We start from the raw sequence: 24,484 nt of genomic DNA, 5'->3' as shown, positions 1-24,484 counted from the left end.
CCCATATTTTTATGCAAATCAACCAATTTTTTCCATTTATTTGATGTAGAGACAATTTAAGCTAAAGATAGGAAAAACTTAAAAGTAGTACCCAATCCTAACTGACTTTCTACCTGAATCTTACCGCCTTGCAGTTCAACCAAGCGGCGGGCGATCGCTAAACCAATACCAGTACCTCTAGAATTACGAGAGGGCGATCGCTCTGCCCGCCAAAAACGATCAAAAACATGAACCAAGTCATTTGCTGCAATCCCCGAACCTGTATCAATTACAGCAATCCATAGCTTACCTGGTTCTGTCCAAGCGCAAACAGTAATCGAACCTTTCTCTGTATAAACAAGTGCATTTCCCAACAAATTAACCAGTACTTGTTCTACTCTGTCAGCATCTGCTAACACTGCTGGTAGTTGAGATGGACATTCTAATTTCAAAACTGGACTATCTTCCAAAAGCTGATCGCCAAACTTTTGTATCAACGACTCTAACAACGGGCGTAAATTAATCGCTTGTAGATTAATAGGCAAATATCCCGACTCTGCTTTTGAAAGCACTTGCAAATCGTTGACTAATCGCTGTAACCTAGTTGTTTCTTTAATTAAAAGATCGTAGGTTTCCGGTGATGGTTCAATGCTGCCGTCAGCAAGTTCTTCTAAATAACCGCGTACAACAGTTAATGGTGTTCTTAACTCATGAGTTAAATCTGTAATTAGTTCGCGTCTTCGTTGTTCCACTCCTTCCAAACTTGATGCCATGCGATTAAAACTAATTCCCAAGCGATTAATTTCGGGAATTTCACTGCTTGGTAGTCGCTCATCTAATTTGCCCTCCGCAAATTTTCGAGTAATTTTCTCCATCTGGGTTAGAGGTTGCATGATGCGCGTAGATACCCAATAACTCAAGACACCAGCCGCAGTAGCGCCACTAATTACCGACCAGAAAGTGCTTTGACTCCAAGCTGTTTGAAATCTTTGCACCAATTCAGTACGGGCATAGCGTAAGCGAAATCCGTTACCTTCAAGTTGTTCGAGATGTATGACAAAGAATCGAGGAGAAGAGACTTTACCAATGAGTACTAAACTACCGACTCCCACGATCATCACTAGCAAGTGGGAAAGAAATAAACGCGATCGCAATCCAACTTTAGTCCAGTGCATCTCTAAATAGCCGCATCTTCAAATTTGTATCCCACCCCAACCACAGTCTTAATAAAAGTGGGATTAGCTGGATCTAGTTCGATTTTTTTCCGTAATCGCGCTACATGAGTATCTACTACTCGTTCATCGCCAAAAAAGTCATTACCCCAAAGTTTGTCAATTAGCTGAGTACGGTTCCAAACCCGATTTGGTTGGCTAATAAAAGTAGTTAACAAATTAAATTCTAAGGTTGTTAAGTCGAGGGTTTCTGCTTGATTAATATTCAGATGGCGCATCGCAGTGCGTTGCTCCACATCGAGGGTAAAATGCTTTGTGCGGTAAACTTGATGTTGCCCTGCTTGACGTAGGCTACGCCGTAAGAGCGCCCGCACCCTGGCAACTAACTCTCTAGGGCTGAAAGGTTTAACTAAATAATCATCTGCACCAGTTGACAAACCAATTACGCGATCAATTTCCTCACCTCTGGCAGTCAGCATTAAAATATAGGGATCTTTAGCACCAGGTTTTTGTCGAATTCGAGCGCAAACTTCTAGCCCATCCAAGCCAGGGAGCATCAAATCAAGAATAATTAAATCCGGTTGTTGCTCAAGGAAGGCATCCATCGCAGTAATCCCATCTCGGCTGATGCGGCTAGAAAATCCTTCTTTTTCTAAAGCCAACTGGATCAGTCGGGCAATTTCCGGTTCATCTTCAACAATTAAAATATCCATGCCAGAAACCATCAATCCAGTTAGGGAACCATTTTCTAATGAGACTATTCGTATCATTCTCAGTAATTATGGCTTTAACTCGACTAGCTATCTGGCACTAGAATCAGATAAAAAGCACTTTTTTCATCAAAAAGTTTTCGCGGTAACTGCCTATGCTAATTTTAACAAGGTAGCGATTACTGCTGGAGAACCTATTTGCCCACGAGATGCGTTAGGAATTGCTATTGATGAATTTCTGGAATTTACCCAACAGCAACGTCTTCAGCCATTATTTTTTGAGGTGACAGAGTCAGTTACCCCAGTATTGCAGCAACGGGGATTTCATTTGCTCAAACTGGGAGAGGAGCCATTTTTCGAGTTAGACAAGTTTACTCTTAAGGGTAACAAAATGGCTAACGTTCGTTCTTCTGGAAAGACGGCTCAAAAGCGCGGTGTCAAGGTACGGGAGTATTATCCCACAGATCCAGAAGCTTTGTTGATTAATCCGCAGTTGGAAGCAATTTCTCATCAATGGTTGGAAACACGAGGGATAAGTGAACTATCGTTTACCCTGGGAACCCTTTCTTTAGATCAACCTGGAGATAGACGCTATTTTATTGCCGAACAAGGTAATAAAGTTGTGGCTTTTCTTACCTATAGCCCAATTTATGCACGTCAGGGTGTGTATCTCGATTTAATGCGTCGGTCGGACGATGCACCTACAGGCACAATGGACTTACTACTAAGTGAGTCTTTTCAATTACTACACAAAGCCGGGGTGAAATTAGTAACAATGGGAATGTCACCTCTAGCTAATGTGCAGAATTGCTCGATTAATCAATCCAAACATCTGGCTTGGCTATTATATAAATTTTCTGTTTACGGAAAAAGTTTTTACCACTTTGAGCAGATGCACGGCTTTAAGCGAAAGTTTCAACCTCATTTTTGGGAGTCGAAATATTTAGCATACCGTTCTTTAGGTTTTCGGGAAATGGATGCGATCATGTCTGCTTTGTTACGCCAAAATATTAGTAGGTTAGTTTGGCAGATTCTCAATCAGCCGATTTATTTTAAATTTTTATGAAGAAGCTTCCTAGACGTAAATACCCCAAAAAATCTTCTCTCAGATATATTTACAAATTTGAGGAGTTAAAAGTTAGGTACAATACCAAGAAAATATTTTTTATCTTGTTATCTGTATTTGGTATTGGGTCTTCTATCTACTGGTATTTAGGAATGGCTCCTACGCCTAAATTAGATACGGCAGTAGCGATCGCACCTGATATCAAGTTAAGCTATCAAATTCAAAGCTACACTAGCTCTGTAATGGGAGGGCAACGTACCTATGGTGTTTCTTTGCCACCCAATTATGGACAAAACCCACAGCAGCGCTACCCAGTAATTTTTTTGCTACACGGAGGAAATGGCAGACCTACTGACTGGTTTAAAAAAGGTTTAGCACTGTCTGTAATTGAACAACTATATGCCACTGGTAAACTACCATATAGCATTATCATTACTCCTGATGGCAATGATAAACGTGGCGCAAGCCCCTTTTATGACCCTCAGTATATTGATGGTGTAAATGGCAGGGTAAATACTGCTGTTGGTAATGAATTGGTCAGAGTAATTAAAAGTCGCTATAGCACCTTACCAACGGCTAAGTTTTGGGCAATTGGGGGATTATCTTCTGGGGGATGGGGAGCTTTGAATATAGGACTACATAACCCGCAAAACTTTTCAGTTATGTTTAGTCATAGTGGTTATTTTCGCGATCGCAGTGGTGCAAGAAACAGTCCTGTCACATATATCAAAAGAATTTCTAAAGCTAAACGCCAACAATTTCGGATTTATCTAGATGCAGGTGATGAAGATGGTAAATTTTTACAGCAAACTAAAGAGTTTGCCCAAGTTCTTAAAACACTAAAAATTCCCTATGAATTTAATCAATTTCCAGGCGGACACACCCTGATTGGCCCTGATTCACTTTGGAATTACTGGCACAAGCATTTAGCTGATTCTTTAACCTACGTTGGTACTCAATTTCAAAATGCTAGTCCAGTAGAGACTGTTGGCCCTCCTAATCCTTGGATAAAAAACAATTAACCATTAATTGTTGTGTAATTAACTATAATTGAAGGCGCAGGGTAGGCTGGAAATTGATAATTGTTAATTGATTAAGAGAAACCTAATTTTGCTAACACTGGTTGCGTTGAGACAATATGCTGATCTAAACCTAACTGCTTAGGACTAATTCCTACTGCTAAAGCAATTAATTGGGGAAGATGCAGTACTGGTAAACCTAACTGACGATTAATTACTTTCTCAACCTCTTGTTGTCGGGAATCAAGATTTAGATGGCACAAAGGACAGGGTGTTACTAAACAATCAGCACCAGCATCTATTGCTTCCTGAATGTGCATTCCTGCCATCTGAAAAGATTGCTCTGTGGCATAGCTGGCAAGTGGCCAACCACAGCATTGAGTCCGACCCCGATAATAAATTGGTGTTGCTCCAACAGCGCGGAACACATTTTCCATTGACTCTGGTTTATAAGGGTCATCATAAGGAATAGATTGTTGCGCTCTGAGCAAATAACATCCATAAAAGGCGGCACAATTGAGGTTTTTAAGCTGACGAGTTACTCGCTTTTGTAGCTCATCTAAACCGTAATCTTTTACTAATGCCCACAGTAAATGTATAACTTGGGTACTACCGCGATAAGGTAAACAGCCTTCTTGTTTTAAGAGACCGTTAATTTGCTCAACGTAGGGTGCATCTGTTTGTTGCGATCGCTTCAGACGCTCATCAACATGACCAATCACACCTTGGCAAGTGCTGCAATGAGTCAAAAGCGGCAAATTCAGTTCCTCAGCCAAGGTAATATTACGAGCATTAACAGTGTCTTCTAAGAGTTGGGAATCTTCTTTAAACGTACCTGAACCACAGCAGGAGGCTTTTTTTAATTCAACCAATTCGATGCCTAAAGCTTTAGTGAGTGCAGCCGTAGATAAGTAAAGTTCCCTACACGCACCTTGGGCAACACAGCCAGGAAAGTAAGCATACTTGAGATTAGGGGATGCCATAATTTAAAAATATTTTTTGATATTGAGCCTGACTCTTCTATCATCGCTTCTGATTACGGGGAGTGGCGACTTCCCTTTTTGAGCCGAGGAGGCAGGGGGCAATCCTTGAATTACTAGCTTTTAACGAAGAAGTGTGTTATTGGCAGCTTTAGTCCTAAGTAAATTTTATTCGCGATTAGAGCGAACTTCCTGTAGTATGTACCCTGCTTTCGGATAAAATTAATCAATGCTTAGAACTATAGTATCCCAGGGGGAAGTTCTAGCAATTGCCGTAGAGGAAGGTTTATGAGCCAACAGGACACTTTTGATAAAGTCAAGAAAATTGTTGCAGAACAATTGGAAGTCGAACCCAATGATATCAAGCCCGAATCTAATTTTGCTAACGACTTGGGAGCAGATTCCCTCGATACTGTTGAACTCGTCATGGCTTTAGAAGAAGAATTTGATATCGAAATTCCAGACGAAGCAGCCGAGCAAATTCTGACGGTTCAGGCTGTTGTCGATTACATTAATGAGAAAGTGCCAGCCTAAGCCTAAATTAAGTAATCGCTGCCTAGCTATGAGTGCTGATCACAATAATTTAATTTATAGCTGCTCAGTACTCAGTCCTAGTAACTCACTTGTGTATTTTTCTGAGTTTTGGGTATAGAAGCCCTACATTACTGGCATCATGACAAATTTTGACCGTAAACGCGTTGTTGTAACGGGTCTCGGCGCGATTACACCGATTGGCAATAACCTGACCGAGTATTGGTCAGGATTGTTAAACGGTCGCAATGGTATTGGTTTGATCACTTTATTTGACGCATCAAAACACGCTTGCCGCATCGCAGGTGAGGTGAAAAATTTTGATCCTCATGAGTACTTGGAGCGCAAAGAAGCCAAGCGGATGGATCGGTTTGCCCAGTTTGCAGTTGCTGCCAGCAAGCAGGCGATCGCAGACGCTGAACTAACCATTAATGACCTGAACGCAGAACAGATAGGTGTCATTATTGGCACTGGCATCGGTGGTCTGAAGGTACTAGAAGACCAAGAAGAAATTTACCTAACAAAAGGACCAGATCGCTGTAGCCCTTTTATGATTCCGATGATGATTGCCAATATGGCAGCAGGTTTAACTGCAATTCATATCGGGGCTAAGGGACCAAATTCTTGCTCTGTAACTGCTTGTGCGGCGGGTTCTAACGCTGTGGGAGATGCTTTTCGCTTAATTCAAGCGGGGTATGCTCAAGCAATGGTTTGTGGGGGTACAGAATCAGCAGTAACGCCATTAGGACTGGCTGGATTTGCGTCAGCAAGGGCGCTTTCTACTCGCAATGATGATCCGGCTCATGCTTGTCGTCCTTTTGACCGCGATCGCGATGGTTTTGTGATGGGTGAGGGTGCTGGAATTTTAGTTTTAGAAGAACTAGAACACGCTCTTGGTCGTGGCGCTCGCATTTATGCGGAAATCATTGGTTACGGCATGACTTGTGATGCTTATCACATTACCTCACCAGTACCTGGTGGGCATGGTGCCGCTACAGCTATGCAGTTAGCGATGAAAGACGCAGGTGTTACCCCTGATCAGGTAAGTTACATCAATGCTCACGGCACTAGCACAGCAGCAAATGATGTCACCGAAACAGCAGCAATTAAAACTGCTCTGGGTGAAAGAGCTTATCAGGTGGCGATTAGCTCTACTAAGTCCATGACAGGTCACTTGCTCGGTGGTTCAGGCGGAATTGAAGCCGTTGCTACAGCCTTGGCTATTGCTAACGACCAAATTCCTCCCACAATTAACTTAGAAAATCCCGATCCAGGGTGTGATTTGGATTATGTACCTAACCAAAGTCGCGCTCAAAAAGTAGATATTGCACTGTCAAATTCTTTTGGGTTTGGCGGTCACAATGTCACGTTAGTATTCAAGAAGTACGTTTAGAAGATGAAGTATAAAGTATGAAGTATGAAGTAAAAAATTAGTTTTAGATTTCATCCTTGACACTTGATCCCTACTCACGCTTGCCCATCACCCCCAGCAAATGGGATGATGGGTAATACTTGCGTAAGAGCGATCCAGAGTATCAAATTTCCATCTCATCTAATCAGTGCTAACCCGTAGTTCAATAAAATAGATCATGCCTGTTGCAACCCAATCACTCGAAGAACTTTGTATTAATTCCATTCGTTTTCTAGCAGTTGATGCTGTAGAAAAGGCGAAATCAGGACATCCAGGGCTACCAATGGGCGCTGCTCCAATGGCGTTTGTGCTCTGGAATCACTTTTTGCGGGTGAATCCCAAAAATCCTTATTGGTTTAACCGCGATCGCTTTGTGCTGTCTGCTGGTCACGGTTCCATGTTGCAGTATGCTCTGCTATACCTAGCAGGCTTTGACAGCGTGACAATGGACGACATCAAGCAGTTCCGTCAGTGGGAATCTAAAACCCCTGGACACCCTGAAAACTTTATGACTCCAGGGGTAGAAGTTACTACGGGGCCTCTTGGTCAAGGGATTTCTAACGCTGTTGGTTTAGCGATCGCAGAAGCTCACCTAGCCGCTAAGTTTAACAAACCCGACCACACCCTCGTAGACCACTACACCTATGTAATTATGGGTGATGGTTGCCACATGGAAGGCGTTTCTGGTGAAGCTTGCTCTTTAGCGGGTCACTTGAAACTCGGCAAGCTGATTGCTCTATATGATGATAACCACATTTCCATTGATGGCTCTACAGATTTAGCTTTCACGGAAGATGTTGGTAAGCGTTTTGAAGCTTACGGCTGGCACGTTGTAGTTGTAGAAGACGGCAACACCGATCTTGATGCGATTCAGAAGGCAATTGAAGAAGCTAAATCTGTTACAGACAAGCCTTCAATGATTAAAGTTCGTACCACCATCGGTTACGGTTCTCCTACAAAAGCTAATACCGCAGGTGTTCACGGTGCAGCTTTGGGTGGCGATGAAGTTACAGCAACCCGCAAACAACTAGGTTGGGAATACGAACCTTTTGAAATTCCTGAAGATGCCCTCAACTATTGGCGCAAGGCAGTGGAACGTGGCGCTAAGTATGAGGAAGAGTGGAATCTCAACTGGGAAAATTACAAAGCTCATTATAGCGCCGAAGCTGAAGAATTTGCACGGTTGCTGAGTCGCAAACTGACTGAAGGATGGGAAAAATCTTTACCCACCTTCACCCCAGAAGACAAGGCAGATGCTACTCGTAATTACTCTGGTAAATGCTTGAATGCCCTAGCTGGAGTACTGCCTGAGATTATTGGTGGTTCTGCTGACTTAGCTCACTCCTGCATGACCCTAATTAAATCTTCAGGAGATTTCCAACCAGGTCACTACGAAAACACCAACATTCGTTTTGGCGTGCGCGAACACGGCATGGGAGCGATTTGTAACGGTATTGCCCTCCACAATTCAGGTTTAATTCCATACGGTGCTACCTTCTTGGTGTTCGCAGACTATATGCGGGCAGCAATTCGGATTTCAGCTTTGTCCAATGCTGGCTCGATTTGGGTGATGACTCACGACTCCATCCAGTTAGGTGAAGATGGCCCCACCCACCAACCGATTGAAACTATCGCTTCTCTGCGGGCAATTCCTAAGTTAACAGTACTTCGTCCCGCCGATGGTAACGAAACTTCTGGTTCTTACAAGGTAGCAATTGAAGCTGCTAACGAAAATCGTCCTACCCTGCTGGCGTTGTCTCGCCTAGCACAGCCTAACTTAGCTGGTACTTCCATTGAAGGTACTGCTAAGGGTGGTTATATTATCTCCGGTGGCGAAGAAACCCCTGATATCATTCTGATTGGTACTGGTAGCGAACTTCAGCTTTGTGCTGGTGCGGCTGATAAGTTACGCGCTGAAGGCAAGAAAGTACGGGTTGTTTCTATGCCTAGCTGGGAATTATTTGACGCGCAAGATGCAGGTTATCGTGAATCTGTGTTGCCTAAAGCTGTTACCAAACGGTTAGCTGTAGAAGCTGCTTCTAGTTTCGGCTGGTGTCGTTATGTAGGCACTGAAGGTGACATGATTAGCATTGATCGCTTCGGTGTTTCTGCGCCTGGGCCAGTTGCGTTAGAGAAGTTTGGCTTCAATGTTGATAATGTGTTAGCTAGGGCTAAGGCATTGTTGGGTTAATACTTTTATCAATTAATTTGATCTAGATTGAAATAGGGTGGGCATTGCTCACCCTATTTGTTTTGTTTTAATTGCAGATAAGTTATGCCAAAAGCTTATTTATAAAAGATGCCATTACATCTCGTCTGGTACGCAATGCCTGATAAAATAGTTGCGATCGCGCAAAACAGAAAAGTAGTTAATCTGCAAATTCGGCATAGCCAAAAGTAGCGTTAAATTGGCGACACCAAACTGCAACAGAGCGAAAGTTTTTTAAATTTACATTTGCTGCAATAGGATAACGTTGAGAGCCACTTATCTTTTCTAATTTACTAATAGTTACATAATCTTGCTCTTTAAGACCAGAAATTAGTGGTTGATTAGAGCGATGCAAAATTACATATAAATCTGGTCCACTTTTAGTTTTAAAATCTTGCTCAAATTCTAGATATTGTTTGCCACCTTCACTAACAATACGCATTTTTCCTTCAGTCGGAACTTCTGCTTTAACAAAATTTCCAGACTCAATAATATTTGCTTTTGAGGTAAGTGGTAGTTGAGATGGGGTAGCAGATTGATTAGTATTGGTTTCTTGGTTACAGCCAAAGGTTAATAAGGTTAAAAAGAAAATTAATGTTTGTGTAATTAGTTTCATTTATGTTTCTCCGGTAGTTATTTCGCTTCTGGCTGCAACTTGGTATCAATCAAGATATTTTTGCTTTTACTATATATCTACAAACTGAGGTAATGGTTTTACAGATTGATTAGCCTAGAAAAACTTATATATTAGCCTGAAGGATGGATGAAATATGATTAAAGTTCATCAAAGAATATTTGGCGTAGTTTTAATTTTGGTCTTGGCTGTATTATCTGGTTGTACATCAGCGCAAGCTGCATCTGATATGTTTGAGTCGCGGATTTCTAGATTGGAAGTTGATAATTATCAATTGCGATCGCAACTCAACCAGCTAGAATCGCACATAGATGCAATCAGCCAGTCACAGTATCGCATAACCCAAAAAAATAGGACAGCACCCCCAGCCTTTCCTCAAGTCAGCAAACAAAGGTTATCAAATGAGCAAATGCTTGACCGTCTTGCAACTTTAGTTATCGAACTAAAGCACCGAATATCTCAACTAGAAGTACAAGTAGGTGAATTAAAGAAAAAAGTATCCTGAGCAATTAAACTTTCATTGAAAAAAATGTAATTTCACTCAATATTCAAAAACTCTCCAGATTTTTCTAACTTAGTACCACATATTTTGCAAAAACGCGCATCCACATCATGGGACGACAAACTACAAATAGAACAAACATTTTCTACCTGATTAGCATTTTTTACTAACCGTTTAATTAAATCACCTAATTGCCAAGGTATGAGAGCAATTCCTGTCAAAATCATTAACAGCGTCATTAATCGACCTGCTTGTGAACTCGGAGTAACATCGCCGAAACCAACTGTTGTCATAGTTACAACCGAAAAATAAACAGCATCCAAAAATGTCGCGAAAACGTTAGGGTTAACGGGATGCTCAACTTGATATATTAAGCCGGAGTAAACAAAAATTATTGTAAATAAAGTAAATAATATTCTCGCAACAATTACGCTATCTTCTGAGCTAATTTTACCAAATAAAGTTTTACCTTCTATATAACGAATCAATTTTAAAATTCTAAACCATCTAAAAATTCTCACAAAACTAATATCTACAACTCCTGTGAGGAATGGTAGAATTGCAATTAAATCAATAATTGAATAAAAACTCAAGATATACTTAATTCTCTTAGGAGCGCACCATAAGCGTAGTAAATATTCATAAGCAAATATTAATAAAATAGCCCAATCAATTGTTTCCAGATTAAGCCTGACATAATCGGGAATAGGATATGTTTCTATAACAAAAATTACGGAAGAAAGTAAAACTAATCCTGTAATACTGAGATTAATTAATTTTCCCAGAGGAGTTTCAATGTCTTCTAAATAAAAGGCAATTTTTTCTTTTATTGGCATAAATTAGGATGGATAGCAATTACCTTCACCCCAATTAAAACTTATAAACCTGTTGATATTTAGAATATAGGTTAAAAGTTTTTATGAGACTTCTTGCGCTTAATAAATTCTTCTATCTGTGTGCATCTGTGTTTATCTGTGGTTAATTAACCCAACTTTTGCTGATGCAAGAAGTCTATTTTACTACGGTAACTGGGGTTCCAACTTTTACCTGCTTAAACAATTCTTGAACATCTTTGTTGTACATCCTAATACAACCATGTGAGACTGCTTTCCCTACTGAACTCGTGCTAGGCGTACCATGAAAACCAATCCAATTTTTACCATTTGTCCAAAAACCAATCCAATACTTACCTAGTGGATTTTTGGAAGTTCCGCCTGGAATAACTGCACCTGTAAATGGGCTAATCCAAGTAGGATTACGCACCATATTCATTACTTTAAATTTGCCAATAGGAGTTTCCCACCCGCGTTTTCCTACTGCGACACGATAGCTTTTGATTGCTTTTTTTCCTTGATATAAGGTAACTTTACGAGTACTAATTTTGATTTCTAAACGCTTCACATTTTTTGCTGTTTTAGAAGCTTTGTTTGTAGATCTAGAAACATTAGGCTTCACTGTTGGAATAGCGGCTAATAAAGGTTCAGGTTTTGCTATAAAACCCATTATTAGCATTGACAAAATTAGTTTTAATGAAGATTTTGCAAAATGAAGTTTTTTCATACTTTCAATCCTTTCATGTATTAAAATAAAGCCCTAATCGGAGTGGCGTATTCGCTTGATGCTTGTTCGTTATTTAGTGTATAATTTGATTTATCTGTCGCTAAGATAGAATTAAGTAAATTTAAAACCTCTTCTTTAGTAGCGTAACTATCAAAAGCTTGAGATTGAAAGGGAATAGAAGTATTACTACGATTTTCGGGATAAATTACTTCATAAGAATTTTCGATCCAAGGTCTAACTTTGTCGCCCATTAATTTTTCTCTCAATAATCTGATTCCGGCGGCGTGACGTGCTTCTACACTGTGAATTTCTATGGCAGCAGCTAAAATTGCTTTTGCAGAAATACCTGCTGCTAACAAGCTTTGCATTTGCCCTTTATAAGCGGCTACGCCTAAATCCTCAATTAACTGCATGGCTAAAAGAAAATCTTGAGGATTAGCGAAGGGGTTACGACCTAAAATAGCTTTATAATTAATGTCTTTGGGGATATTAATTTTATCTGGATCGCGCTTATAGTTTTTTAAGATATTTGACCATCCTTCAACGTGGTTATCCTCATCTTTAGAAAAAAATGCGATCGCGTCTTTTACTTCCTCTGGAAGTTCTCGCAAATCTCCATTTTTAGTTGCTTCAATTCCACGATGATAAAAATCGGATTCTAATTTTTCTATTTTGAGAGTATATTCAACTACTTCTAACGGTGTCAGGATTTTATTATTAGTCTCAACAGGTTTATTTACGTTCTGAGTAGGTATATTTTCATTTTGAGCAGGTATTGCTGGATTAAGAAATAGTAATATTGCTATTAATGGCAATATCAATAGTGTTTGTTTAGAAAAGCTAAATATTTTTCTGATATTTAACCATATTTTTAGCGAAATTCTACTAAATAAAGTAGGGAATTTTTGTTTTTTTATGGCTGTTTTTATTGAAAATAAATCAAATAAATTTTTCATAATTAATCACTTTTGAGTTTAAGCAATCAGTGTACCAGTAACCGGATTCTTTAATATATTGAGTGACTTCACAATACTAATAACTTGTTTAGGTGTATATAATTCATCGTAAGAACGCCCTAGAAATGGATTGAGGACTTGTAGCAATTCAGCTTTGCTAAAAGCGCGATCGCGATTTGGTTCTGTTACACTGCGTCCTAGTAGCCCCCGAACTCCTGCTGCATGACGTGCTTCAACACTAACTATAGAACTAATCGCTAATAAGTAAGTAGGATTCTTAATCAGCGTTGCTATACCATTATAAGCATGAACTCCTAAGTCTTCTAAAGTTACGGCTGTATCTAAAATTTGAGTGCGATCGCTTACTTTAGCTGCTAGTCCAGCTTTGTTAAAGCTTAAATCTCCGCTTTTAAATATCGCTTTATTTCCTAGTATTTCTCGCAAATAATTAATATGCTCCCCTTGATGATATAATAATGATTTTATATAACTTATTTCTCTAGAGTCCGTAATTTTATTACTTTTACTAACTGCTGTATAAAATGTAAATTGAATTTCTTCTAATAATAATGCAAAATTAATAATTCCTAAATCATCATCGTTAATTATCAAGGATTTAATACCTTGATTTTTTTTAGCCGTCAATGCTCTAGGAATTGGGGTAATCATCCCCATGCCCAAAGCTACTACCCCCCATTTAATTATGCTACGACGCGAGGCAAAACGGCGATTGCCTAGCAGCTTGATTGGCAAATTCATAAATAATACCTAATGATCTTTATACCTAATAGATATAATATTATTAATTAAACCTAAAAATATTTTTTTTGCCAGATTACCATACCACTATCTAGAAAAAAAATAGTCTGTCTTAAGATATACGGAGGTAAATTACTCAAATTTATACCAAATATAAAATTGCTATAAATTATTCAGCTATAAGTTTGTAAACAAGTTGATAGGAGATAGTTTGAGCGTGAATCGCGATCGCATTCCACCAAGTCCAGGTCAAGAATCAGTATGGGATTATCCACGCCCACCGCGTCTGGAAGAGTCACCTAAACACATCCAGATAATTTTCAACGGTGTCACCATTGTTGATACTCACTCATCCCAGCGAGTATTAGAAACTAGCCATCCTCCTGTATATTACATTCCCCCTGAAGATATCCAAATGCAATATTTGGCGATCGCTCCTCAAGGCTCATTTTGCGAGTGGAAAGGCATGGCAACCTACTACACATTGACTGTAGAAGAAAAACTTGCACCCAATGTTGCTTGGTCTTATCCCAACCCCACACCAGCATTTGCAGCTATTAAAAACTACATAGCTTTTTATCCCCAAATAATGGATGCTTGCTATGTGAATGGCGAAAAAGTACAGCCACAACCAGGGGGTTTTTATGGCGGTTGGATTACCAGTGATATTGTTGGACCTTTCAAGGGGGAGCCTGGAACTTGGGGATGGTAAGCTGGAATCCACACTAAATATCTTCCAACTAGCTTGCCAACTGGTAATACACTGCAATAATCTGATTAATCTAAAATGCCCTAGACGGTTCTGAAGGATATTCTAAAATTATGGCTAATCAAACTCCTATCCCTGTGGTAGTTAATGGTGCAGCAGGCAAAATGGGGCGAGAGGTGATTAAAGCAGTTGCCCAAGCGCCAGATCTCACCCTCGTAGGTGCTGTAGATAAGAATCCAGCACATTTGGGTAAAGATGTTGGTGAAGTGGCTGGATGTGGTGAGATAGAAGTACCAATTGTCAACGACTTGCAAGGTGCGCTGTTGATGGCATCACAAGAAAAGCAACTCAGTGTAATGGTGGATTTTACCCATCCTGATGGTGTTTATGAGAATGTGCGGAGTGCGATCGCCTACGGTGTCCGCCCTGTAGTTGGCACTACCGGACTTAGCCCAGAGAAAATAAAGGATCTGGCAGAATTTGCCGACAAAGCCAGCACTGGCTGCCTAATTATCCCAAACTTCTCAATTGGGATGGTGCTGTTACAGCAAGCTGCTATCCAAGCATCCCAATACTTTGACCATGTTGAAATTATAGAGTTACATCACAACCAAAAAGCTGATGCCCCTAGTGGTACTGCTATTCAAACGGCTCAACTGCTGGCAGAAATGGGCAAGAGTTTCAACCCACCCACAGTTACAGAAACCGAAAAACTAGCAGGTGCTAGAGGTAGTCTTGCAGATGAAGGCATTCGGATTCACAGTATTCGCTTACCTGGTTTAATTGCTCACCAAGAAGTAATCTTTGGTGCTGCTGGTCAAGTTTACACCCTGCGTCACGATACCTCAGATCGGTCTTGCTATATGCCTGGAGTTCTGCTATCTATCCGCAAAATAATTCAACTTCAATCCTTAGTCTATGGTTTAGAAAAAATCCTCTGAAAAGAGTCAGCAATTCTGGGAAGTCAATTCTAGATAAACTGTAATTTCTTCAAAATTAAACATTAATTATTTGGAGAATTATTTATGACATCAACAAATAGTGAACCAACTTTAACAGATGTCGTTCAAGGTTTAAATGGCTTATCGGCAGAAGTTAAAAGGCTCTCATCTGATGTTGAGAGACTATCAACCGATGTTGAGAGACTGTCAACCGATGTTGAGAAGTCTAACGATAAATTTGAGATTTATCGGCAAGCTAATCAATCTTTAGTTAATTTGGCGTTTAGTTTGATTGCTAGTGCCACTGTTGGTTTAGTTGTTAGCTTGATATTTAAACGCTCTTAAGCGAGCAATTTTTCTGACTCTTAACTTCTTTGTAAAATCAGCCTCAGCCTGACAATGCCAATACAACAGCAATGCTAATACCTTTAACCCGCCAGAAATTTGAACAACTAATTCCTATCCTTGCTACTGGTCCCCAATATGCCTACTACTGGGGAAAATTTCCAGTATTTTTGAGGCGGTTACTAATTTCTGTAGTCGCAGTGTGCATTGTGGTGTTTATCCTGGGCAAATTTATACTAGGTGAAGGACTGTTGACGTTCTTTTTAGGAGTAATTGCTGGTTTGTATTGGCTATGGGCTCCTGTATATTGGGCAAGTTTGCGAAATATTGCCTGCCGCAAATTACCATATAGTGGCTTCTGGCGCGGCGAAGTCATAGATTTATTTATTACAGAAGAATTAATTGGGGAAGAGCAAACCGTCAATAATCGCGGGCAGTTAGTGATTATTGAAAACCGAGAGCGACGCTTAAATATAGAAGTGGGTGATGAAACTGGATTTAGTACCCAATTACAAGTACCACTAAAACGTACTCATAAAGCGATCGCACCGGGTCAAATGGCTGAAATGATCGTCATGTCAAACCGTCCCGATCTCAGCAGCATTACTAAGGTATCTGACATCTACATTCCCAATCAAGACCTTTGGGTAAGCGATTATCCTTACTTAAGAAAAGATGCCTTTGCAGATGTTAGTCGCCAGCTAGAATACGGTGATGACCCCGAATATCCTAGAAAACGTTCTACTAAATCAAGACGTAGAAGATCATATTGACATTCTTCCGTTACAGCGTCAGCTTAACCGAAGATGTCAAATTGAGTTATGAACTACCCCGCCCATCTAAGACGATGGACGAGGTTTCTGACGCTTCATTTCCGACACTTGCTTAAACCCACCGCAATGAGTAGAAGTAGAGCTATCAGATCGACGTTTTTCGACGCTAGTTCCTAACGCCGTTCGTAAATACTCTGCACATACCTGTGCCGAAGCAAAATCTCTATCACAGGTATAGCTACAGTTTTCGCATTTATGAATCCGTTCCGACAAAGTTTTAGGCTTAACATGATCACATTTGGGACAGCGTTGAGACGGCTTAACTTTCTGCGTAGGAACTTCTACAAAAATTCCCCCTGCCTCGTTAACTTTGTACTCAATCGCTGACCGCAACATTCCCATTCCCACATCTAAGATAGAACGATTTAACCCTGTCTTTTGGGCTTTTCGTTTACTACCTTTCTTAGCTTTCTTGGTCATGTTTTTAAAATTTAACTTCTCAGTAGCAACCATGCTATTACTGCTTACAATTTGTGCTGCTACTTGATGAATGAAATCTTGTCGCTGACTAGCGGCAATGCGTACTAACTTACTAACGCATCCATTCGCTTTTCTCCATCCTTTTGATGCTTTAATACGTTTGTTGTAGTTAGGCGCACGTTTCCTGCGTTTTTGATGGTTGGCTAATTTAATTTTGGTTTGTACTTGTTTTAAGTGTCTGGGGTTATCAATTGGTAATTCTTCATACTCATCATTACCTAAATGTACCGCTCCCATTACTGCAACATTACAACCAAAATCTAACCCGATTAACCCAGAACCAGTTTCCCTTTGTACATCACAAGCAACTGTAATTGAGGCATACCATTTTTTATTGCGGTAAACAATAGTTAAAGTTGTAGGATTTCCCCAATTTCTCGCCTTACCCCTCATTTGGATATGTCCCAAATTAGAAATATCGAGATATCCATTAACACCCGTTGTATGTGTTTTCCACCCAGAATTACATGGATAAGTCCATCCTGAATAATGTCTTAATGACTTAAAACGAGGATAACCACCTAATCCCTGAAAAAAACGATTGTAGGCAAAATCAACCCGTTTAACAGTTGCTTGAAGTGCGTGAGAACCGAGTTCTTTAAACTCTGGTAATACTTGACGAATTACCTTAACTGCGCGTTGTTGGTCATAATAGCTAACACTTTTTCTATCCCGTTTATACGCAAGTTGACGGTCACTTAATGCTTGGTTATATAACCAATGATGTAACCGTCGCCACTCAAACAATTTTGCCGTTTGAGCTTGATTTGGATATAAGCGAAATGTTGTGCGTCGTGTTGCTATCATGTTATTGATCTAGCATTGGTGTACAAAAGTGTCAACCGACTTAAATTCATACAGGCACTGCGTCTATAAGATAAATTTACATATAGTGTTTGTGACAAAATACAGGCGCAAAGTGATAACATCAGAGATACTTACAAGGATGGAGGAAATATTTTCTAGAATTTGCCTGGGACAAAAATCAAAGCTAATTGAATTTGGTGGAGAATCAGATCATGTCCATCTTTTAATAGATATTTCCCCAGATGTAGCCCCATCAAAATTAGTCAATAGTTTAAAGACAGTTTCCAGTCGTTTAATTAGAAAGGAATTTGCAGAGCATATTAATAAATTTTATTGGAAACCTGTATTTTGGACAGGTGCATATTGTGTAATTAGTGCAGGTGGAGCGCCATTGGAAATATTAAAATCTTATATCCAGAACCAGGACGAACCTGAGTAGTAGTTATCGGCTGCCCGTCCCTAACTCCGCCCATGAGTACATGGACGGAGAATGCGGGACGGTTGAAGGTTCAACCGATAACATTAGTTTTTTGACCATAAGCTTCCCAAGCTAAGTCAACCAGTCCATTAACAATAGCTGCTGCTGCCACCGCACTCCCTTTACGACCATCAATAGTAATGTGAGCAATCATCGAATCTTTCAATCTTGCCTTAGCAACATCCACTTCTACAAATCCTGAAGGCGTTCCAATCACTAAGGCAGGTCGAATTTCATCCGCTTCAATTAACTCGACAATAGCAGTTAAAGCCGTTTGCGCCTGACCCACAACATAAATTGCTTCTGGATAGCGTTTAGCTAAAGTTTCAATCCCCCAAGCTGCTTGTGTTTTTTCTTTTTGGGGTCGAGTCCAAGCTTCCATACTGCAATACACCGGATTAGAAAAGGTATTTTGAATATTCGGTGTAATTCCAACTTGCACCATTGGCACATCTACGACAATTGTGCTACGGGCGGCCATTGCTGCTGCCCCCGCGTGCAAGGCACGTTCAGAAAAACGAATTAAAGATTTATATTCAAAATCGGCGGTTGCATAAATTACCCGACGTAAAATTTCGTATTCTGCGGGTGAAAAGTTATGATTGCCAATTTCTCGGTCAATAATTGATAAACTTTGGGCATCAGTGACGTGCCATTCCATAGGAATAAATTTATAAGCTGTTAGCATACACAATACAGGATCTACCCATGTAGAGACGCGTTGGCGGAGCCTGCGCGTAGCGCATAATTTCGCGTCTCTACAACTCTGTGCGGAGATGAATTTTGGTCAGAAACAAAAACTTTCTGACTCCTCAGTTTTAGCTTAAGTTTCGGAACTTGAAGATCGAGCTAGCATGGGCGACAGGTAAGCGACTAATACACCGATGAAGAAACCACTGAAGTTACGAAACAGAGGCAACCATTCTGTTGTCCTCGTAATAACTGGCGCAATGCCAAAGGAAATAAACAGAATTCCCCAAAGTGGTGAGAAAATCAGCGCCCACTGCCATGCAAAGACTTGTCCTTGTTTACGTGGCTGACCAGCAAATCCACAGATAACTCCACCGAGAATTGAAGTAACTAGAGTAAGAATCCACTGTTCTCGTGGTAAACCAGGTACAACGTTACAACCACCGCGACGCAGGCAGGTTTTGATTGATTCTAAGGATTCGATGATTGCTTGGTCTTCACCATGTTCTCGCACAAAGTATAAGTTGCCGAAGCGTGTTTGCAACTCAATCCAGAAAGTACGCGGCATTAGTCCGTATACAGCATCGCCAACATTAAAGTTGAGAATATTGCCGCCGCGTGAGTCTGCGACTAACAAAATACTTTTATCATCCAGACCCCAAAAATTTTTGACTGCTCGACCTGGGGTGCGATCAAATTGAGTTAAAACTCTTAGCTTCCAGCCTGTGGCAGCTTCAAAGTCTTCTAAATCTTTGGCAAGTGCTTCTTCCTGAATAGCTGTTAGCGACTTGGCTAAGTCAATTATGGGTGTCTGAGTATCTGGCAGTAAGTCTGCATTTTCATAAGCATAGGCGACGGGGGCGATCGCCCAAGCTGAGAATGCTAGAAAAATTGCGAGTAATGATACCAAAATTCGTTGCGTAAAACGATGCTGCATTGTGACGTTTTATCAAAAATTATTGCGTGGACGGTGAATTGATGCCTTGGTATAGCTCAAGAAATAAAAAAGTATTAATTTATTTACACTTCTTTACTTTAATCTAATATTCCGTTGTAGCAAAGTATTTACTCCCGTCCCACTGGAAGAATACCTAAACTTTGTAGGCACATTTGAGGTACGAAACAATTGCAGAAGCTATCCTGCCAGGATTTACAGCATGAAAATGCGTAAGTCCTGACATGATCGCAACAGTATAGTTAAGGTGCTGTTTCTTCGTCTGCCTCGTCTTTGGTAGTAGGGTTTACTAAATAATCTTCTGAGTCTAGTGGTTGCAAATCTTCATGATTTCTCAAGTAAGGTGAGACATCATTAGGATCTGAACTAAAAGCTTTACGGTTAAGTTTGGTTTTAGTTTCATCGCGATCGCTCGCTCTTGCAGTCTGTGTATCTGGTAGTGTTGTTCCGCCCCGGCGTAAATCGAAAGTATTTTTTTGAGACTGAGGTAGGCGATCAGACTTGCGCCCTGTATTGGGACGTTTCAAAGCTTTCCAAGCTGCTTTGACACCAGTAATTACACTGCGAGTAGTTGTTTGCAAGTTCTGAGCCTGCTTTTTAGCACCACTCACACTTTGATCAACTTGTTTTACTACTTGAGTTGCACTTTTGACACCCTCATTCACCTCATCAGTCAACTCTGTAATTTCCATACCAGTCAAACGGATAGATTCTAAGGTAGGCGGGAGTTCTCGCCTAAGAGTATCAAATAACTTTTCCGCACTGCGGGCAGCACGAGCTAATTCTTGCAAAGCTGGCAACGCTGTTACTAAAACAGCAGTTAAGCTAACTGCAACTAGCAAGATGGACAGTCCTAGCCAAAATAAAGGATCAATCACCAGTGTCGAGCCTACAGCTTATAATCAGAAACCGATGGACGAGACTCAGCAGGGACTTCAGGTTTAGTATGCTTAAGTGTTTGGCGCTCAACCTTGGTAGCATCAACTCCTGCTGCGATCGCTTCCTGTAAGCGGCTAAGAGTTTGATCCCATTTTCGCAGCGCCGATTCTGAGAGTCGATCTGCTTGTATTTGCACACTCGTAGATACATCTTCTGCTAACTCTGGTAGGGCATCAGCAGATTTTTTCAAAAGTTGCCGCGTTTCTCTACCTGTACGCGGAGCAACTAATAAACCAGTTATCGCTCCAATGGCGGTTCCCAGCAACACGCCGCTAATAAATGATCCAGGACTTGTTTTTGACATCTTCTGGTTTCTATCTTTAATTCCAATTTTATTAGACACCAGCCACAAAACCACCCCTAAGATTGCTGATCACAGTTACTCTAGGTCTTACAGCAGGACGAATTAAGGCATTTTTGTGCGAATTTTAGATTTGCGATCGCTCAACCTTGTTTGCGATAATCTCTGTAGTAGACCCAATATAGCCAAGACTTGTTGCACTTTTTTAAGTTGTGGCTCAAACCTTTGATAGCGTTCGTTAAGCTTGTGGAAACTTCTTTGACCTTTAGAAATTGTTTTTGGACTCTTGCTGAGTACTTTATGGGTATTGCGTTCGGCTTTGGTTAAGGTATCTGCTATTTTCGCTAGTCGCCGTCGTAATTTGCGTATTTGTAAAGCTACATACAAAGAAATTAAGGCAATGAGGGTATTGAGAACTACAACGACTGTCACCATATTTTATTAAAAGTTATGCCTATTAATTAATCATTAACAACTTACAAAGCCTTTTTTACAAAAAGTTTCAATTTTTAGTTCAAGCTCATTCAGCCACATTAACAAAACAGTTACATAAGGGAAAGGGTAACGAATACGCTTGGCTATGAGCATTGCATCCTAAGTGAGCGATCGCATCTCTTAACTCCCCAGCCATTGCTAAGGCGCAATAATACTGTCAGTTAGTTGGAGCTTATTTGATGACTGAAATTCACTTAACGGATGAGGATGTGCTTTCGATGGAGCCAGAGTATAGTCCAATCGGCGATCCAACAGTGCAAGTTTCTGAAATTATTAATTTCATAGAAGGTCAGACTAGAACATCAGCTTGGCTTACAGACGGCGCTCCATGCCGTGTTCTTAGAGCATCAGGAGGTGGATGGAAATCGGGCAAAGTGTTTATACGTTTAAGCTTTGCCCCCGACGAAGATAACGGTTAACATGCTTTTAGTTAGGGTGTGCGATCGCGTTTAAGTAGATAGTTGCGATCGCACTTTATCAACTGTCCTTAGCGAGCGCTGTTTATTGGCATCTCAGTTACAACAAGCGCCAAACTGGATAAGCAATCGTCCTAAGAAGATTTACCAGTATTATGCTGGAATCATCTCTACACCTAGAGTACTGACTTTCTAAATGAATACTCAATTCATAGTCAAAAATATCCAATTCATATCCAAAGATACCCGCATGATCGTCAACTGCACGTCAATTCGTCGATTTTTCGTGGACTTTGGGTGTGAATTACCCCAGTAACCACAGCGCAGTACCTAAACTAAAAACCCCTGAAACCATTACGGAATCAGGGGTTTAAGATATTATTTTGATGCCTGGAGGCAGAATTGAACTGCCGACACGAGGATTTTCAGTCTGCTACCGTCTGTCTCTTTCCAGGTCTTCAATAGCTTTCTCCCAGCACCAGTAGTCGTCCTGCTCTGGGTTCTTCTCCGTTCTCTAGAACCTACTCAAATCTACTCATCGAACAGTGATAACTGTTTGGGAATAAATTTGATGTCTAGTTCCTGTTTCACTGAATCCTTAACAGCAGTGCCATTAAGTTGATGTGATCCTCCACAGGCAATCCCCGTCGAACTGACGGTTTTGGGATAATCAATACTTTCATGCCAGCGTTCTAAATTGATACTGGCATTGTAATCACGATCTAATGTCGTGCCACAATTACCACAGTTAAAAACTCGTGTTTTTAGTGGCATCTTTTGACGATTGTTGCAACAACTACACACTTGAGAACTAGGGTAAAACCGATCAACTTTAATAATTGTTGAACCATACCACCCCGACTTATATTCAAGTTGTCGCCTAAACTCGTAAAATCCGCAATCAGCAATGGCACTAGCCAACCTATGGTTTTTGAGCATACCTGAAACATTCAGATCCTCAATTTTAATCTCGCCGTGATTCTTGGCTAACCATGTTGTTAGTTTATGAATTGCGTCTTGTCTGATATTGGCAATCCTACGATGAAGCTTGGCAACTTTTAAATTAGCCTTGTTACGATTGTTAGAGCCTTTTTCTTTACGACAAACTGAGCGTTGCAGGTGAGCCAGTTTCCTTTTAGCTTTGCGGTAAGCTTTAAGGTTAGGAAAAACTGAACCATCAGAACAAGTAGCTAAAGCATTTATCCCAATATCAACGCCTATCTTATCTCGGCGTTTTGGTGTTACTTTTTGCTCTAACTCGTATTTAAAACTAACATACCAATCACCCGCCCTTTTAGTCACAGTCACGTTTTTAGGTTGTACAGTAGGCAATATTTCATAGCATTTTACCCATCCGAAAATGGGGAATTTAATTCTATTGCCACTAATTTTTATACTACCTTCTAGGTAGAAGCTGTCTTTAACATTCTTTTTCTTAAACTTAGGTTTGCCTCGTCCAGGGACTTTAAACCAGTGCTGAAAAGCTTTGTATAAGTTCCTTAATGCTTCTTGAGGTGGACATTTTGAAACCTCATAATACCAAGTATGAACAGATTTGACCTCGGCTACTAACCGTTTATGTAAATCAATCGCTGTCGGTAATTTTTCTTGATTGTCTAAAGCCTTAAGACAAATATCTAAACCCCAATTCCACGCATGACGACTTACCCCTGCGTGTTTAGCTGCCAATGTGCGTTGCTTGTTATTAAGGTCTAGTTTGGTCTTAAAGCTTTTCAGCAACTTCCCTCAAATCCTCAACAATCTTTTTATTTTTATGACTACGACTTCCATACAATCGAGCCGAAAACACTGTAATTATTTCTAATACATCTTTTGCTAAATCTTCTTCAAAACTGGCATCTTCTGTACGATTAATAATTACTACTTCTGTACCAAAATGCTCACACAAACTAAAAATCAATTCAGAACCAAATCTCAATAATCTATCTTTATGGGTTAAGACCAATCTCTCAACCTGATTGTCAGTAATCATTCTGATTAATCTTTGCAGTCCTCGCTTGCTGTAATTTAAGCCAGAACCTAGATCATCAATAATTTGATACTGCCAACCATGAGTCGCGCAGAACAACTCTAATACTTGTTTCTGCCTTTCTAGATCAGGTTTTTGTTCGTGACTTGATACTCTGGCATAACCGACTGTAATTGAACTATCTGCTGTTATCCCCAATAATTGAGCTAGATCGTACCTACGATGCCCATTGGCTGTACGTTCAGGGATTAGCTTGCCCTCCGCTTCCCACCTCCTTAACGTGGAAACGGCAACTCCTTTAAGTTTAGCTGCTTCTGATATAGTTAACTTACTCATATAGCCATTTTAGCATATTAAATGAGTAAGTTTAAGCGTTTTTGAGTAATTTTTAAGGAACAGTCACGTCCCCTCAAATAGTCCTAATGGTTCTTATCCTCCGACTACATCACCAACTACACCAGCACAGCAACCACAAAATCAAATAATCCCGACGGGGAGACATACTGGACAAAACACAACTTCAAACCCTACAGGAACGCCAACAGCTACCGGATCAAATCCCCCATCATCTTCAACAAGTACAACACCAACAAGCCCAACCAATCAACCAAGCACAG

General features: G+C 40.4%; 29 protein-coding genes. 12 read left to right on the top strand and 17 right to left on the bottom strand.

What is annotated here, in order from left to right:
* Positions 1-56: 56 nt before the first annotated feature.
* Both CRI9333_RS08610 and CRI9333_RS08605 read right to left on the bottom strand, forming a co-directional pair.
* Positions 57-1,154, bottom strand: coding sequence for a sensor histidine kinase (locus CRI9333_RS08610; protein WP_015202776.1), 1,098 nt, complete (start codon positions 1,152-1,154; stop codon positions 57-59).
* 2 nt (positions 1,155-1,156) lie between these two features.
* Positions 1,157-1,864 (bottom strand): response regulator transcription factor, encoded by a 708-nt coding sequence (locus tag CRI9333_RS08605; protein ID WP_015202775.1) that lies wholly within the window; start codon positions 1,862-1,864, stop codon positions 1,157-1,159.
* Here CRI9333_RS08605 and CRI9333_RS08600 point away from each other — a divergent pair.
* Positions 1,863-2,927, top strand: coding sequence for a bifunctional lysylphosphatidylglycerol flippase/synthetase MprF (locus CRI9333_RS08600; protein WP_232229393.1), 1,065 nt, complete (start codon positions 1,863-1,865; stop codon positions 2,925-2,927). The genes CRI9333_RS08605 and CRI9333_RS08600 overlap by 2 nt on opposite strands.
* Positions 2,924-3,949 (top strand): alpha/beta hydrolase, encoded by a 1,026-nt coding sequence (locus CRI9333_RS08595; protein WP_015202773.1) that lies wholly within the window; start codon positions 2,924-2,926, stop codon positions 3,947-3,949. Before CRI9333_RS08600 ends, CRI9333_RS08595 begins: the two co-directional genes overlap by 4 nt.
* A gap of 71 nt (positions 3,950-4,020) precedes the next feature.
* Here CRI9333_RS08595 and CRI9333_RS08590 read toward each other — a convergent pair whose 3' ends face one another.
* Positions 4,021-4,929, bottom strand: coding sequence for a CoB--CoM heterodisulfide reductase iron-sulfur subunit B family protein (locus CRI9333_RS08590; protein WP_015202772.1), 909 nt, complete (start codon positions 4,927-4,929; stop codon positions 4,021-4,023).
* 285 nt (positions 4,930-5,214) lie between these two features.
* On the opposite strand from CRI9333_RS08590, the gene acpP reads away from it, so the two are divergent.
* From acpP to tkt, 3 genes are all read left to right on the top strand, one after another.
* Positions 5,215-5,460, top strand: coding sequence for an acyl carrier protein (gene acpP / locus CRI9333_RS08585; protein WP_015202771.1), 246 nt, complete (start codon positions 5,215-5,217; stop codon positions 5,458-5,460).
* 139 nt (positions 5,461-5,599) lie between these two features.
* Complete coding sequence (gene fabF, locus CRI9333_RS08580) at positions 5,600-6,850, top strand: beta-ketoacyl-ACP synthase II (protein WP_015202770.1); 1,251 nt, start codon at positions 5,600-5,602, stop codon at positions 6,848-6,850.
* Positions 6,851-7,046: 196 nt separating this feature from the next.
* Positions 7,047-9,059, top strand: a complete 2,013-nt coding sequence (gene tkt / locus CRI9333_RS08575) for a transketolase (RefSeq protein ID WP_015202769.1) — start codon at positions 7,047-7,049, stop codon at positions 9,057-9,059.
* Between the two features lie 178 nt (positions 9,060-9,237).
* Here the strand turns inward: tkt and CRI9333_RS08570 are convergent, their stop codons facing one another.
* Positions 9,238-9,693: a DM13 domain-containing protein gene (locus tag CRI9333_RS08570; RefSeq protein ID WP_015202768.1), complete on the bottom strand. Its 456-nt coding sequence runs from the start codon at positions 9,691-9,693 to the stop codon at positions 9,238-9,240.
* Positions 9,694-9,847: 154 nt separating this feature from the next.
* Between CRI9333_RS08570 and CRI9333_RS08565 the strand changes: the two genes are divergently transcribed.
* A complete protein-coding gene (locus CRI9333_RS08565; protein ID WP_015202767.1) occupies positions 9,848-10,216 on the top strand; it encodes a hypothetical protein in 369 nt (122 codons plus the stop codon).
* A 32-nt stretch (positions 10,217-10,248) separates the two neighbouring features.
* On the opposite strand, the gene CRI9333_RS08560 is transcribed toward CRI9333_RS08565, so the two are convergent.
* The 4 genes from CRI9333_RS08560 to CRI9333_RS08545 form a co-directional block, all read right to left on the bottom strand.
* Positions 10,249-11,049, bottom strand: a complete 801-nt coding sequence (locus CRI9333_RS08560; protein WP_015202766.1) for an ion transporter — start codon at positions 11,047-11,049, stop codon at positions 10,249-10,251.
* A 175-nt stretch (positions 11,050-11,224) separates the two neighbouring features.
* On the bottom strand, positions 11,225-11,773 hold the full coding sequence (locus tag CRI9333_RS08555) for a L,D-transpeptidase (RefSeq protein WP_015202765.1): 549 nt from the start codon (positions 11,771-11,773) through the stop codon (positions 11,225-11,227).
* Between the two features lie 20 nt (positions 11,774-11,793).
* Complete coding sequence (locus CRI9333_RS08550) at positions 11,794-12,729, bottom strand: ferritin-like domain-containing protein (protein WP_015202764.1); 936 nt, start codon at positions 12,727-12,729, stop codon at positions 11,794-11,796.
* An 18-nt stretch (positions 12,730-12,747) separates the two neighbouring features.
* Positions 12,748-13,488, bottom strand: a complete 741-nt coding sequence (locus tag CRI9333_RS08545) for a ferritin-like domain-containing protein (RefSeq protein WP_015202763.1) — start codon at positions 13,486-13,488, stop codon at positions 12,748-12,750.
* A 217-nt stretch (positions 13,489-13,705) separates the two neighbouring features.
* Between CRI9333_RS08545 and CRI9333_RS08540 the strand changes: the two genes are divergently transcribed.
* The 4 genes from CRI9333_RS08540 (at position 13,706) to CRI9333_RS08525 (ending at position 16,256) form a co-directional block, all read left to right on the top strand.
* Positions 13,706-14,200: a DUF427 domain-containing protein gene (locus CRI9333_RS08540; protein ID WP_015202762.1), complete on the top strand. Its 495-nt coding sequence runs from the start codon at positions 13,706-13,708 to the stop codon at positions 14,198-14,200.
* Positions 14,201-14,310: 110 nt separating this feature from the next.
* On the top strand, positions 14,311-15,138 hold the full coding sequence (dapB, locus tag CRI9333_RS08535) for a 4-hydroxy-tetrahydrodipicolinate reductase (RefSeq protein ID WP_015202761.1): 828 nt from the start codon (positions 14,311-14,313) through the stop codon (positions 15,136-15,138).
* Positions 15,139-15,222: 84 nt separating this feature from the next.
* Positions 15,223-15,483: a hypothetical protein gene (locus CRI9333_RS08530; RefSeq protein WP_015202760.1), complete on the top strand. Its 261-nt coding sequence runs from the start codon at positions 15,223-15,225 to the stop codon at positions 15,481-15,483.
* A 71-nt stretch (positions 15,484-15,554) separates the two neighbouring features.
* A complete protein-coding gene (locus CRI9333_RS08525; protein ID WP_015202759.1) occupies positions 15,555-16,256 on the top strand; it encodes a hypothetical protein in 702 nt (233 codons plus the stop codon).
* A 66-nt stretch (positions 16,257-16,322) separates the two neighbouring features.
* On the opposite strand, the gene CRI9333_RS08520 is transcribed toward CRI9333_RS08525, so the two are convergent.
* Entirely contained in the window at positions 16,323-17,603 is a 1,281-nt protein-coding gene (locus tag CRI9333_RS08520; protein ID WP_015202758.1) for an RNA-guided endonuclease InsQ/TnpB family protein, read from the bottom strand.
* Between the two features lie 28 nt (positions 17,604-17,631).
* Here CRI9333_RS08520 and tnpA point away from each other — a divergent pair, with 28 nt between their 5' ends.
* Entirely contained in the window at positions 17,632-18,042 is a 411-nt protein-coding gene (tnpA, locus tag CRI9333_RS08515) for an IS200/IS605 family transposase (protein ID WP_015202757.1), read from the top strand.
* 70 nt (positions 18,043-18,112) lie between these two features.
* Here tnpA and CRI9333_RS08510 read toward each other — a convergent pair whose 3' ends face one another.
* The 5 genes from CRI9333_RS08510 to CRI9333_RS08490 all read right to left on the bottom strand — a co-directional run bounded on the left by CRI9333_RS08510 (position 18,113) and on the right by CRI9333_RS08490 (position 21,401).
* Complete coding sequence (locus CRI9333_RS08510; protein ID WP_041225996.1) at positions 18,113-18,742, bottom strand: precorrin-8X methylmutase; 630 nt, start codon at positions 18,740-18,742, stop codon at positions 18,113-18,115.
* A 162-nt stretch (positions 18,743-18,904) separates the two neighbouring features.
* A complete protein-coding gene (locus CRI9333_RS08505; protein WP_015202755.1) occupies positions 18,905-19,708 on the bottom strand; it encodes a TPM domain-containing protein in 804 nt (267 codons plus the stop codon).
* 260 nt (positions 19,709-19,968) lie between these two features.
* Positions 19,969-20,604 (bottom strand): DUF948 domain-containing protein, encoded by a 636-nt coding sequence (locus CRI9333_RS27695; RefSeq protein ID WP_015202754.1) that lies wholly within the window; start codon positions 20,602-20,604, stop codon positions 19,969-19,971.
* A gap of 11 nt (positions 20,605-20,615) precedes the next feature.
* Positions 20,616-20,969 carry a YtxH domain-containing protein gene (locus CRI9333_RS08495; protein ID WP_015202753.1) on the bottom strand — a complete coding sequence of 118 codons (354 nt, stop codon included), beginning with the start codon at positions 20,967-20,969 and terminating at the stop codon, positions 20,616-20,618.
* Between the two features lie 102 nt (positions 20,970-21,071).
* Positions 21,072-21,401 (bottom strand): hypothetical protein, encoded by a 330-nt coding sequence (locus CRI9333_RS08490; RefSeq protein WP_015202752.1) that lies wholly within the window; start codon positions 21,399-21,401, stop codon positions 21,072-21,074.
* Positions 21,402-21,640: 239 nt separating this feature from the next.
* Here CRI9333_RS08490 and CRI9333_RS08485 point away from each other — a divergent pair, with 239 nt between their 5' ends.
* Positions 21,641-21,880, top strand: a complete 240-nt coding sequence (locus CRI9333_RS08485) for a KGK domain-containing protein (RefSeq protein ID WP_015202751.1) — start codon at positions 21,641-21,643, stop codon at positions 21,878-21,880.
* 528 nt (positions 21,881-22,408) lie between these two features.
* Here CRI9333_RS08485 and CRI9333_RS08480 read toward each other — a convergent pair.
* The 3 genes from CRI9333_RS08480 to CRI9333_RS28080 all read right to left on the bottom strand — a co-directional run bounded on the left by CRI9333_RS08480 (position 22,409) and on the right by CRI9333_RS28080 (position 24,470).
* On the bottom strand, positions 22,409-23,617 hold the full coding sequence (locus CRI9333_RS08480; protein ID WP_015201199.1) for an RNA-guided endonuclease InsQ/TnpB family protein: 1,209 nt from the start codon (positions 23,615-23,617) through the stop codon (positions 22,409-22,411).
* Positions 23,601-24,203, bottom strand: a complete 603-nt coding sequence (locus tag CRI9333_RS08475) for an IS607 family transposase (protein WP_015201200.1) — start codon at positions 24,201-24,203, stop codon at positions 23,601-23,603. The genes CRI9333_RS08480 and CRI9333_RS08475 overlap by 17 nt, the downstream gene beginning before the upstream one ends.
* 141 nt (positions 24,204-24,344) lie before the next feature.
* Positions 24,345-24,470, bottom strand: coding sequence for a hypothetical protein (locus tag CRI9333_RS28080; RefSeq protein ID WP_269667519.1), 126 nt, complete (start codon positions 24,468-24,470; stop codon positions 24,345-24,347).
* Positions 24,471-24,484 lie beyond the last annotated feature (14 nt).

The sequence above is a fragment of the Crinalium epipsammum PCC 9333 genome (genome assembly GCF_000317495.1).
GTDB lineage: Bacteria > Cyanobacteriota > Cyanobacteriia > Cyanobacteriales > PCC-9333 > Crinalium > Crinalium epipsammum.
Note: the sequence above shows the minus strand (reverse complement) of the source record. Positions and strands in the feature narration are given on the sequence as shown.